The sequence below is a fragment of the Cohnella baijiui genome, from assembly GCF_020731285.1.
Taxonomy (GTDB): domain Bacteria; phylum Bacillota; class Bacilli; order Paenibacillales; family Paenibacillaceae; genus Cohnella.
This window is the reverse complement of sequence record NZ_JAJFOW010000002.1, coordinates 96,794-110,416: the sequence shown is the minus strand read 5'-3', so window position 1 is coordinate 110,416 and position 13,623 is coordinate 96,794. Positions and strand designations below refer to the sequence as shown.

The 13,623-nt window shown below is 63.1% G+C and carries 5 protein-coding genes; all 5 read left to right on the top strand.

What is annotated here, in order from left to right:
- The first annotated feature begins 41 nt into the window (after nt 1–41).
- The 5 genes from LKX83_RS02360 (at nt 42) to LKX83_RS02340 (ending at nt 13,562) form a co-directional block, all read left to right on the top strand.
- The gene (locus LKX83_RS02360; protein ID WP_227880534.1) at nt 42–3,962 is read left to right on the top strand and encodes a fibronectin type III domain-containing protein; all 3,921 of its coding nucleotides are present in this window, start codon (nt 42–44) and stop codon (nt 3,960–3,962) included.
- Nucleotides 3,963–4,255: 293 nt separating this feature from the next.
- Nucleotides 4,256–5,206 (top strand): ABC transporter permease, encoded by a 951-nt coding sequence (locus tag LKX83_RS02355; protein WP_227880526.1) that lies wholly within the window; start codon nt 4,256–4,258, stop codon nt 5,204–5,206.
- Nucleotides 5,207–5,224: 18 nt separating this feature from the next.
- Nucleotides 5,225–6,100, top strand: a complete 876-nt coding sequence (locus tag LKX83_RS02350; protein ID WP_227880525.1) for a carbohydrate ABC transporter permease — start codon at nt 5,225–5,227, stop codon at nt 6,098–6,100.
- A gap of 30 nt (nt 6,101–6,130) precedes the next feature.
- On the top strand, nt 6,131–7,795 hold the full coding sequence (locus tag LKX83_RS02345) for an extracellular solute-binding protein (protein WP_227880522.1): 1,665 nt from the start codon (nt 6,131–6,133) through the stop codon (nt 7,793–7,795).
- 88 nt (nt 7,796–7,883) lie between these two features.
- Nucleotides 7,884–13,562, top strand: a complete 5,679-nt coding sequence (locus LKX83_RS02340; RefSeq protein WP_227880520.1) for a sugar-binding protein — start codon at nt 7,884–7,886, stop codon at nt 13,560–13,562.
- Nucleotides 13,563–13,623 lie beyond the last annotated feature (61 nt).

Sequence of the window (13,623 nt, the reverse complement as noted above, 5' to 3'; positions counted from 1 at the left end):
GCTTTCTTTCCATTTGAACAGGATGAAGGAGGACGATCAAAATGAAAACGAAAACCCTCGCGGGCGGGCTGCTCGCCCTGACGCTGGCGTTCGGCGGCTTGTCCGGCCCGGCCGGCGGTCTCGCCGTGCCGCACGCCCAAGCGGAAACCGCCGCTGCTGCGCAGGGCATGGTCAATCTGCTGGCCGCGGACACGGATGTCGGCTTCAACGGCGGCGTCAGCCCGTTCACGCTGTCGAACGCGGCGTCCGGCGGCTCGCAGCAAATCGTGCAAGTAAACGGAAACAACGCGCTCGAGCTGCGCGACGCTTCGCAAGGGACCAATCTGTCCAGTTATTTTTACCAGCGTTGGTCGAGCGGTACGCTGAAGAACCGCATCAACGAAGTGTACAATCAGCCGGTCGGCAGTCCGCCGGTCGAATTCGTGCTTTCCTACAAGCTCATGCGCAGCGCGGCGAGCGACAAGCCCGTCGCCAAGGACATTTACGCGCAGATCCAGTTCGGCAATTTCGACAACGTCCTCGTGCCCCGCTTTCCCGTCGCCGCAACGAGTTTCACGGGGACGGCGGCGTACCAGAGCACCTCGGGCGACCTTGGGACGGTGGATGACCGCGACATCGCGGGTTACCGGTTCACGGTAACGCCGAACGGCGGACAACGCACGATTTCGACGGTGGAGCTGGGCTTTTCCGTCCGCGTCGACACGGGCGGCACGGACGAAGCGTACGTCGTCGACGATCTGGCGGTGTACGAGGTAGGCACCGTGCAGGACGACGAAGCGCCGACGGCGCCGGCCGGGTTGACGCTCGCGGGCCAGACGGACACGAGCGTCTCGCTGAGCTGGACGGCTTCGACGGACAATGTCGGCGTCAGCGTCTACGATATCTATCGGGACGGCACGCTCACCCGATCGGTGCCCGCGGCATCCACGACGGCGGAAGTGGTCGGTCTGACACCGAATACGACCTACGTCTTCACAGTAAAGGCGAAGGACGCCGCCGGCAACGCTTCGCCGGCCAGCAACGCGCTGACCGCGACGACGAATGCGTCGGCGGGCGGCCTGCCGGCGCCGTTCGGCGACCGCGACATCGGCAGCGTGGGGATCGCGGGCAGCGCCGCCTACGATCCAAGCGCGGACAAGTTCACGGTTCAAGCGTCCGGCGGCGACATCTGGGGGACCGAAGACGCGTTCCGCTTCGTCTATCGGCCCTGGACGGGCGCCGGACAGATCGTGGCGCGCGTCGCCAGCGTTCAGAATGCGGCCGAGTGGACGAAGGCGGGCGTCATGATCCGCGCCAGCCTTGACAAGCAAGCGCCTTACGCGATGATGGCGATGACGCCGGGACGCGGCGTCGTGTTCCAGGACCGGCTGCAGGCGGGCGGCGCCTCCACGCTGACGAACGGGACGAGCGCGCAGGCGCCGTACTGGGTGAAGCTGGTGCGCGACGCAGCCGGGATTAGCGCTTACGATTCGAGCGACGGAGAAAACTGGACGCTGATCAAGAAAGAATCGATCAGCCTGCCCGCAACGGTCTATGTCGGACTCGCGGTGACGAGCCATACGAATACGCGGCTCGCGGCCGCCGAATTCGACCATGTCGCGGTCGGCGAGGCGCCCCCGGCGGAGGCGGCGTACGCGCCCTTCCCGGGAACGGTCGAAACGCGCAAGGCATGGCTGTGGAACAAGACGAAAACGATGCAGGAGGAGAGCGGGCCGATCAACATCGCGCAGTACGTCGCCCAGCTCGCGGACGGACAGAACGTCGCGAACAACTTGACCAAGCTGGACAATATGTTCAAGACGTACGACTGGGAGCAGTACAAGACGATGGCCAAAATGTATGCTTACCTGATGGTCGGCGACCGGTTCGACGCGACGATGATGGATCACGTGCGGCAGTATTTCGCATCGTACGCGTACGCCGAGCTTCCGCAAACCGAAAATCTCCGGATGAGCAATTATGCGACCGGCTACCTGGTCGGGCAGTACTTTCCCGATCTGGCCGATCTGAACGGACGTTCCGGCGCGGCGCTGAAGAGTCTGAACAAGGCGAACGTCGTGGCGATGATCGAGGCAGGCGTGCGCAAAGGCTGGGCCGAGTACGAAAGCCCGGAATACACGTTCATGACCTACTTCTGCCTGAACGCGCTGTATCAATATTCGGACGAGGCGGACTTGCGCCAAAAAGCGAAGATGGCGATGGACGTCATGTGGTTCGAATGGGCGAATGACTGGATCGACGGCTATGTCGTGTCCTCCATCAGCCGGGCGAAAGGGGACTCGGTCTCGGCGAACGATCCGACCTGGCGGGGAGCCGACCATACGGCATTGGCCTGGTCGTACTTCGGCGCGCACCGCGCGCAGCAGGCGGTGGGCGAATCCGATAGCGACGCGCCTTCGATGTACCGGCCGTTTCTCGAATATCTCGGCCTCGTCGTCTACCGTGGGATGACCTACGAGCCGCCCGAGATGGCGATTCAAATCGGCCGGAACGCCGCCAAAGACTACGCGTCCCGCAAGACGACGCTGCAAAACTCGAGCGGACGGGGGATGAAAATTTTCCGCCAAGCCTACGTGAAGCCGACGTGGGGGCTGGCGACCGAAGTGCAGTACAACCGCGTGGACAACTGGATCGAAGATTTGCCGCTCGTCCTCCGCTGGCATTCCGACGCGCCGAATCCGCTGTTCCGGCTGTCGGCCGACCAGGGCAACAGCCCGATCGGCAACTACAGCCAGCCCGCCAACCTGCGGATCATGCAAGACGGCCCGGCGGCGGTCGGCGTCTACAAGCTGCAGAACAGCCCGACGTCCAATTATTTGAACGCCCTGTTTCCCGACACCGGCTCCCTCGTCGCCCGCGAGGAGCAGGCGGGATGGGTGTTCGCCAACGCAGGGACGATATACTTCGCCTTTAAAATGATCAAGCCGTACGCGTGGTACCATCAGACGTCGACCGATCCGGCGAACAAGGTCAAGACGACGGCGCAGCTGCATCCGACGGCGCAGCTGCTTTACAGCTACGACATTTTGCGCAGCCAGGCCGACACGAACGGCTGGGTGCTCGAAACGGCCGGTTCTTCTGAATACGCGGACTTCGCGGCCTTCAAGAGCGCCGTGCTGTCGAATACGACGGTCGATGCGAGCCATATCGACGAAGCCAATCCTCGTCTCGTCTACCGCAACTTGCACGGCAACACGATGGACATCGTGTTCGACTCGGCCGCCGCGGCGTACGCGGGCACGCACAAGATCAACGGCGTGCCGATCGATTACAACACCTTCAAGCTTTTCGACACGCCTTGGCTGCGGCAGGATCCGAACGGCGCCGTCTTTACGGCGACGCTGAACGGGGATAGGCTTACCTACGACTTCGCGAATTGGACGGTGTCCCGGGGACCGGTCGTCCCCGCGCCGCTGTTCGAGGACGGGTTCGACGGAGGGCTCGGCAATTGGGATCTGTTCGGCAGCGCGGACTGGCAGACGCAGGGCAGCGGCGCGTCGGCCGTCTTGACCGGCTCTACGACGCAGACGTTCCCGCAGCGTGCGGTCGTCAAGCCGTCCAAGCTTCCTTACGAGACCCAAAACTACAAGCTGTCTTTCCGCGCCAAGGGGGACCGGTTCCGCACGATGTTCCGGTACACTTCAAGCACGGCTTACTACTTCCTGGAGTTTAAAAACGGGCAGTTCGCGGAGTTGTGGAAATACCCGAATGCCTCCGCCAGCGTCCAGGTTGGAACGCCCGTCGATCTCGGCGCGGCGCTGCCCGGCTTCTCCCTCGCGGACTGGCACGACTACGAAGTGGAATCGAACGGCAGCCAATTCAAGCTTTCACTGGACGGCACGACCGTCGCGACCTTCACGGATGCCTCCCTCGCGGCGGGCGGCGTGGGCTTCGCCTTGAAAAGCGCGGGATCGGCGGTATCGATGAGCGTCGATCGGGTCACGGTTTCGCCGCTCGGCTGAGGCAAGTCTGCGAGGATGATCGGAGGGGGCCGGCTGCGCGCCGGTCCCTTTTCCTCGAGCGGGCAATGGCGAACCTGTTTCCTAACGACCGAACAAGTCTATATGAACACGGTAACCCGTTTCAACGGTTAACTCGCGCCAACCGCTTTTTCTTCGTTCGACGCCAAGCCAAGATGCGACTTTTACCGGGTAATATCGTCCTTCCCTCCCGTTTTCGGATGTTTCGGCATCCGTTAATCTGTTACCTGTAAGCACTTACAAGCAACCCAGAGAGAAGAATCGGAGGAGGACGGATGGAACTCGTTACTGTCGGCAAGGCCAAAACGCGAGAACAACCGCTCGGCCGGCGGCTGAGGAGGGTGTGGAAATTCAAATGGCTGTACGCCATGCTGCTTCCCGCGCTGGCGTGGGTGATCCTGTTCGATTATCTCCCGCTTTACGGGATCAGCATCGCGTTCATGGACTATAACGTCATTCAAGGCTTTTCCGGCAGCCATTGGGCGGGCTTGACGTACTTTCGCACGCTATTCGAATCGGAGATGTTCGTCAACGCCTTCAAGAACACGCTGATCATCAGCCTCTACAAGCTCGTCAGCGGCTTTCTTTGCCCGATCCTGTTAGCGCTTGCACTGAACGAGATTCGAGTTGTCTGGTTCAAGAAGACGCTGCAGACCGCCGTTTACCTGCCGCGCTTCGTGTCCTGGGTCGTGTACGGGGGAATTATCGCCCTGCTGCTCTCCCCGGAGACCGGCATCGTGAACAAAGTCATCGAGTTTTTCGGCGGCAAGCCGGCTTACCTGCTCGTCGAACCCGCCTACTTCCGCACGATCCTGGTCGTGACCGACGCGATGAAGGAGATGGGCTGGGCCGCCATCATCTACATGGCTGCCATCGCCGGGCTGAACCCGGAGGTGTACGAGGCGGCGATCGTGGACGGAGCCTCGCGGTTGCGCCGAATCCGCCACGTGACGCTGCCGGGCATCACCAGCACCATCATCGTTATCTTCATCCTAAGAGTCGGATACCTCATGAGCGCGGGTCTCGACCAAGTCATCAACCTGTACAACCCGATGGTCTTCGAAGTCGGGGACATCCTCGACACCTATATCTATCGGGTCGGCATCGAGCAATTCAGCCTCAGCCTGGCGGCGGCCGCCGACGTGATCAAAGGGGTCATCGGCTTCGCCATGGTGCTGCTCGCCAACCATCTCGCCAAACGGATCAACGATTCGGGCATTTTCTGACAAGGGGGAATCGGATCCATGAAGCTTACGAGAGGCGAGAGCGCGTTCGGCGTCGCCAACTATGTTTTGCTCACGCTCCTGACCGTCGTCATCGTCATTCCGTTCTGGTACGTGATCAGCGTCTCGGTCACGCCGTATTCCGTGTTCAGCGCCAAGAACGGCATGGTGCTGTTCCCGACCTCCTTCAGCTTCGATTACTATGCCTACCTGCTGAAGAAAGGCTCGCTGATCTACGGCGCTTACGGCGTCACGCTCCGCAACACGGCGGGAGGCGTCCTGCTCGCGCTGCTGCTCACCGCGATGGCGGCCTACGCGCTGGCGGAAAAGCGGCTGCCCGGCCGGCGGTTCCTGCTCCTGATTTTCGTGTTCACCATGCTGTTCAAAGGCGGCATGATTCCGACTTATATCACGATCAAAAACCTGGGGCTGCTGAATACCGATTACGTCCTCATTCTGGTCATGGCTTTCAGCGCGTTCAACATGATCATCATGAAGACGTTCTTCGAAGGCATCCCCGAGAGCCTGCGGGAATCGGCCGCCATCGACGGCGCGTCCGAGCTCCGCATTCTCCGCTCGATCGTCATCCCGATTTCGATGCCGGCGATCGCCTCGGTCGGCCTGCTCTACCTGGTCACCTACTGGAACGACTTTTTTAACGCGCTGCTGTACGTGACGGATTGGCACAAAGCGCCGGTTCAGCTCGTCTTGCGCACCATCGTCGCCAGCTCCAGCTTGCCGCCGGAGCTGCTCGAAGCGGCGGGGCGAACGCCTCCGCCCACGATCGGCATCCAGATGGCTGCCATCGTCATCGTGGCCTTGCCCATGCTGATTCTCTACCCGTTCGTTCAGAAATATTTCGAACAGGGCATGATGATCGGCTCGGTGAAAGGATAGCATCAGATTATTCTAGGGGGATAACGCGACATGACAAAAGGATTCAAAAGTTGGGGTTACGGCGCCTTGTCGGTGCTGCTCGTCAGCACGCTGACGCTGGCGGGATGCGGCAAAAGCAACAATCAGCAGGCGGAGGGATCGTCCTCGCCGTCGCCGGAAAGCTCGCCCTCCGCGTCGGCGTCCGCATCGGCCGCTCCTTCGGCTTCGGATGCGCAGCCTTACACGCTTAAGTGGCTGAAGGCGCAGGACATTTCCTTGCCTTACGATCCGACGAAGGACGTCGTCAAGCAAGCGATCGAAAAGAAGCTCGGCATCCAGATCGTTCCCGAGATGGTCGACGTTCAGCAGTACAAGACGAAGCTCAACCTGAAGATGTCGAGCAACGACATCCCGGACGTGGCGCGCATCGACTTCGCCGACGACTTCCAGAAGTACGCGCTCCAAGGCGCCTTCGTCGACCTGACCGACCTCATCAACGAAAAGGATACGCCGAACATCATGAAGGAAGTGCCGCCGGAAGTATTCGAGCAAGCCAAGGTGAACGGCAAGATTTACGGCATCCCTTACCAGGGCGGCCCGGGCGCCGGCTACCGCTGGAATCTCGTGCTCCGGACGGACTACCTGGCGTCGGTCGGCGCCGAGGCGCCGAAAACGCTCGACGAATACTACGAGGTGCTGAAGAAGATCAAGGCGGCGAAGCCGGACGTCATTCCGCTCGGCGGCTATACGGCGCAGATCGGCCAGACGAAGTACGCGAACAACTCCTTCGACCAAATCTTCGGCGCATTCGGCGTCACGCCCGGCTTCTTCACCGAGAAGGACGGCCAGTTCGGCAACTACGACATCGACCCGCGCATGCGGGATGCGCTGCTGTTCCTGCAGAAGATGTATAAGGAAGGGCTCATCGACAAGGAGTTCGCGACGATCAAGGAAGAGCAGCTGCGCGCGAAGCTTTACAGCGGCAAGCTGTTTTCGTGGATGGGCTGGTGGTCGACCGCCAACGACTACGACACCCAGGTGGAGACGAACGAGCTGATCAAGAGCGGCAAGCTGGCGGCGGACGGCAAGCTGCCGAACCAGGCCGACGAGCCGTTCAAGTACTTGACGCTGCTCGGTTCGCTGGTCGGCAAGGACGGCACCGCGGTCGCCCCGATGGGCGCTCCGTTCTCCCAAATGAACGCGATCAGCACGAAGACCAAGGATCCGAAAAAGGTGCTGTCGATCATCGAGGATTCGCTCTCTCCCGAGAATCAGATGCTGACCGTCTGGGGCATCGAAGGCGAAGACTACAACATCGTGGACGGCAAGCTGAAGACGGTTACCGATCTGGTCGATCCGCAGACGCAGCAGGACAAGAACGGCAATTTCCGCGGGACGCAAAGCTATCTGTTCGCGCCGGGCCTGAAGGGCTGGCCGCGTTATCTCGAATCGCTCCCGCTGCGGTTCTCCCAATCGCTCGACGTCGCGATCAACAACAAGTACCAGATCACGGACGCCTCCAATTACCTGGATTCGCCGACGAAGATCGCCAAGCTCGTCGAGCTGAACACGATGCGGGACTCGGTCTTCACGCAGATCATCATGGGCGCCGACATCAAGAAGTTCGACGACTTCGTGACCAAATGGAAGTCCCAGGGCGGCGACCAGATTCTGAAAGAGCTTGAGGAATCGTTCAAAAAGAAAGCCGGCAAGTAAAATACGACGAGGCAAGACAGTCTCCCGCCCGTTCCGGCAGTCCCGGACCGGCGGGGACTGCTTTGCCGTTTGCGGAGGCGGTCTCATCATGAACAAGCGTTTCAGCATGCTTCTTTATCTGCTTCTCGTATCGGCTCTTCTGTTCCAGGGCTTTCCCCTCCCGGCGTCCGCCGAGGAGGCTTCAGAAACACTCGCGGCGCCGGACGCGCCGCTATTTGCGGACGGCTTCGAAAGCGGGCTCGGCAACTGGGACACGTTCGGCAGCGCGGCCTGGCAGGTGCAGGGGAGCGGGGCGGAGGCGCGGCTCGCCGGCGCGACGGCCGAAGCTTCGCCGCAGCGCGCGGTCGTGAAGGCGTCGAAGTTCGCCTATACCAACGCGGACTACAGCTTTTCCTTTGCCGCGCAGGGCGACCGCTTCCGGGCGTTGTTTCGCTACAGCTCCGGCACCAGCTATTATTTTTTGGAATTCAAAAACGAGAACCGGGTCGAGCTGTGGAAGTATCCGAACGCCTCGGCCAGCGTTCAGGTGGGAACGACCGTCGATCTCTCGACGACGCTGGCCGACTTCCGGCTGACGGACGTTCACCAATACCGGATCGTCGCGAAGGGCAGCGCCTTCGCGCTCGACGTCGACGGCGTCCGGGCCGCGGCTTTCACCGACGCGTCGCTTCCGACCGGCGGCGTGGGCTTTGCCTTGAAGAGCGTCGGGCCGGCGGTGTCGGCCGCATTCGCGCGGGTCGAGGTGCGAAAGCTAGACGATCCGGCCGGCGCCATAGCGATCCGGCACGCGCCCGCGGCGGAGGTGCCGTATTATGCCGATCTGCCGGTCCTTTTTACGGTCGCGGATGAAGGCGCTTCCTCGGTGTCGGCCAGCGTCTACTACGCCTATGGCGACGGGACGCCGAGCCTGGCGCTGCAGGCCGCATCGGTCGGAAGCGCCACGTATTCGGCGACGATTCCGGGCACGAACCGCGCCGGGTTCATTCGCTACCACATCGCCGCGCAAGACGACGCGGGTCGGACGGCGCGGTATCCGGCGACGGGCGAGATCGTCGTGCCGATCGGCGCGCTTCTGCCGTACGCGAACGACTTCGAATCGGATGCGCCGAACGGCTCGCCCGCCGGCTGGACGACGGGGGGCAGCGCCCGGATCGCGAAGCTCCCGGACGGGAACCAGGTGCTGCGCCTGAACGGGTCGGGCAGCGCCAAGCTGAATCTGCCCATGTACCAGAACGCGGACAACTTCGTCGTGAAGTTCAAGGCGAAGTACGAGCGCACGAGCGACGCGGTCCAGAACACGTGGCGGCTGCGGTACCGCGCGACGGACGACGCGAACAACAACGCGTTGGAGTGGGCGACGCACAATTCGAAGTATTTCCTCATGCGCAAGACGACGCTGGGGGGCAACTACTACATCGCCAACTACGTGCAGTCGCTGCTCGGTGACTGGCACGATTACGAGCTGCGCGTGAGCGGCATCAAGCACCGGCTGTTCATCGACGGCGCAGAGGTCGCGAGCGGAGAAGATTCCGACGCGCTCGCGCGGACGAAGGGCTATTTCCAATGGAACGTCGTCGGCGGCATCGACCTGATGGTCGACGACTTCGAGATCGCGCCGATCGCGCTGCCTTACGTGGTCGATCTGCAGCCGGCCGGCAACTATACGGGCATCTATACGACGGAGGAGGCGCCCGGCCTCGCCTTGTCGCTGGACGCGGGAGCGGCCGCGCACGCGTTCCGGATCGACTATGCCGTGCGCCGGGCGGACGGAGACAAGGCGCTCGTCGTCTCCGGCACCAAGTCGTATGCGCTGGGAGCGGACGAACGGCTCTCCGATACGCTGAGCTTCGCCCCCGGGCTTAGCGCCGTCGGGACGTACGACGTGTCGGCGAGCTTCGCGGTCGACGGCGATGATCAGCCCGGCTTGGCGAAGGCCATGCGTTTCGCGATCGCGAGCCGCGCCGCGCCCGTCGGGCCGCCCGATCTCGACAACGAGAGCGTCTTCGGCCTGAATACGCATTACGCGCTGAATTGGAAGGACGACATCATCGACGGCGCCCGCAAGCTGGGCGCGCGGCACCACCGCTCCGGCATCGTCTGGGAAACGGCGGACAGGAATGCGAAGGACGCCTCCGGCACCAAAATCTATGACTATACCGAATCGGACGCTTTGCTGAACAAGCTGTACGGTTACGGGTTCAACCAGATTACGGTGCTCGGCATCGACAAAAACGCGTACTATCAGAACGGCACCGTCAATACGGCCGCTTCGCTGCAGGCGATGGGCGATTTCGTCTACCGGACGGTCGACCGGTACAAGGGGAAGATCCGGCAGTGGGAGATGCCGAACGAGCCGGAGATCTTCTCCAAGCCGTACATCCCGGAAGAGTTCGTGCAAATCCAGAAGACCGCCTATCTGAACTTGAAGAAGGCGGACCCCGACGCCATGCTGCTGGCCGGCGATCATACCTCCAGCGTCCTCAGCGTGCTGCCGAAGGAGTTGGCTCTCGGCTCGTACGATTATGCCGACGCCTATTCTTTCCATCCTTACGTCTACAATTCGATGCCGGACGGCTCGCTGTCGAAGCTGATCGGCGGCGTCAAGGATCTCGTGAACGCTTACGGGGGCTGGAAGGATTATTACTTGACCGAGGGCGGCTGGCCGACGGCCAAAGCCGGCTATCCGTCCGTCTCGGAGGAGACGCAGCGGGACTACATCGTCCGCGCATTCCTGAACTACATGACGATGGATCAGGTGAAGGCCTACGAATATTACAACTATAAGAACGACGGCACCGACGACCGCTATTACGACATCTTCTGGGGCATCACGGACAACGACGGCCGGCCGAAGCTGGCTTACGCGGCCGTCAACCAGCTGATGACCGAGCTGGATCGGGCTAGGTACGTCGGCACTTGGGACGCGGGAGATCCGAACGTCTCGGTGGAGGTGTTCCTGAACGGCGCACGGCCCGTCGTCGTCGCATGGCGCCATGTCGACGCCAAGGACGATCCGGCCGTCAAGCCGGCGACGTCCGTCGTCTCGCTGCCGTTCGACGCGGCGGGCGTGACGGCGAAGGACGTGAACGGCGTCGCGCTGCCGCTCGCATCGGCGAACGGCGCGTCGCCGCTGACCGTCGGGAGCGCGCCCGTCTACTTGACGGGCGTGCCCGCAAGCTTCGTCCGCCAAGCCGCGGCGCAACTGATCGAGGCCAAGCGCGCGGAGGCGTCCGCCAAGCTGGAACGGCTGCGCACGGCCGAGAGCGGCGCCGCCGTCGACGGCGATCTGGCGGAGCTGAACCGGATCGCCTCCGCGCTCGGGGCGGCCGCCGTCAGTCCGTCCGGCGCGGCCGGGCTCGAGCGGGGCATCCGGGACAGTTACGCGCTCATGGCGCGAATCGCCGGACAGATCGCGGACGGGACGGTGGAGCGGGCGCCCGCCGACGTGGTGCTGGAGGCCGTCTACAATTTAGCCGAACGCGCCTCCGTTGCGCTGGCAAGCGCGCTGGGCGACGCCTCGCCGAACGGATTGGATTACAAGCCGGCCGTTCAAGCCGCGGCAGCCGCCTTCGCGGCCAAAAAAGGCGACGACGGCATCCTGCCCGTCTCCGCCGCCGCGGTGCTGCGGATGAACCGGTACGGCCGGCTGGCAGAGGCGGCCCACGCGCGGGGCGACTACGCGGAGAGCTACGCTTACAATCTGCTGGCGCGCGAGTTCGCGGGCGCCGTGCAGGCGATCGTAGGCTCCGAGCCGGTTCGCTTCGCGGGCATCCGCGCCGTCGTCACGCCGATCCAGGCGAACGGCGAAGCTGGCCAGACCCGGAGCTTCACGCTGTCCCTGATCAACGATACGGACGTTCCCCGCCCCATCGACGTCTTGCTGAAGCTGCCGGAGGGCTGGGCGACGACGCAGCCGCCGGCAGCCGAAACGGCGACCGTTCCCGCACGCGGATCGGCGGATTTGCCCTATGCCGTGTCCGTGCCGGCGGACGCGGCCAACGGAAAGTACGCGATCGGGTTCGAGGTCCGCTATGCCGGCGCGTTAATCGATACCGTGAAGGCGCAGCTGACGGTAGAGGACGGCATTAGCGCCAGAGTGCTGCCCGTTCAGCAGCCGATCGGGGAGCTGAACGTCGTCACGGTCGAGCTCACGGGCACCTCGTCCGCCGACAAGTCGGGTACGGTGGCGATCCGCGGACCGGACGGGGCCCTGCTGGAGCCGATGACGACGAACGTCTTCAGCGTGTTGAAGAAAGGCGACAAGCTTCGTCTGGCGTTTCGATGGACGGATCACGCACTCGCGCCGTTCAACGAATACCCCGTCGATCTTCGCGTCGAGGAGACCGGCGGCCGAACGATCTTCCGGGATGCCGCGATGCCGCTCGACTTCAATCTGGCGCAGCGCGCGCGGGGCGTGACGGTGGACGGGGACCTGTCCGATTGGAGCGACGCGTATCCCTTCCATCTGCGCACCAAGTTCCAGCACGCGAGCGGGTACCACGACCCGGACAATTTGGAGGCGATCGCCTATGCCAAATGGGACGCGGACGGATTGTACCTGGCGGTATCGGTGACGGACGACATCCACAAGCAGTCGGAGAACGCGGCGAACCTGTGGAAGAACGATTCCGTTCAGATCAGTCTCGATCCGCTGCTGAACAGGGAGTCGCCGTACGGGCCGGACGACGTCGAGTGGGGATTCGCGCTCACGGATGCGGGGGCGCAGCTCGTGCAGATCTTCCAAGCGACGGCCCCCAACCCGAACGGCGAAGCGAGCGGGCAGACGCCGTTCGCCGCGATCCGGGACGAAGCGGCGCACCGGACGATCTACGAGATGAAAATCCCGTCGGCTTACGTCAAGGACCTGCGGCCGGCGCTTGGGGGCCGGATCGGCCTGAACGTCGCCGTCAACGACGCGGATCTCCAGAACGGCCGCGACGACTTCATTCAGTGGACGCCCGGCACGGCCGACGCCAAGAACACGTCGCTGTACGACGCGTTCCTGTTCGTCGACGTGCCCGTCGCGGCGACGGGCGTCGCCGTTTCGCCGGGGACGCTGCTGCTGCGGCCCGGAGAACAGGGCGTCGTCAAGGCGACCGTGACGCCCGCGAATGCCGCCGATCGCAGCGTGACTTGGTCCAGCAGTGACGAGCAGGTTGCCCGGGTGGCCGGCGACGGGGTCGTCCGGGCCGCAGCCGAAGGCACGGCCGCGATCGCGGCGACGACGACGGGCGGGGGCTTCAGGGCGACCGCCGAGGTGACGGTGGACGGCACCCCGCCGACGATCCGATATGCCGGCCCTGCGGCCGTCTCGCGATTGGGAAAGGGAACGCTGGTCTTCGACGTCCGGGATGCGCTGAGCGGGATCGCGGAAGCGGCCTTCGCCTTGGACGGCCATCCGATCGCGAACGGATTCGCCGTCGCTCCATTGTCCCTGGAAGCCGGGGACCATCGCCTGACCGCCGAAGCCGCGGATCGGGCGGGCAACCGATCGACGGCCGAAGCGACGCTTCGGGTCACCTTTGATGTCGGGGAGCTGGACGACATGCTGAATTTCGGTTACGCGCAAGGCTGGATCCGGGCGAAAGACGTTCTGCAGAGCCTGTTGGCCAAGGCCAAGACCATTCAGCAGGAGAGCGCGAAGGACAAGACGAAAGTGAACTATAAACCGCTGTTGCAGGAAATTCAGGAGCAAAGCGGCAAGAAGATCGAAACCGCGTTCGCGGAAAGCCTGCAGCGGGATATCGCTTATTTGCAACGGACCTAATCCTGGATCCATCGAATGGTTCGGGAAATTGGACGATGGTACATCCGGCAAGCGGATCGGA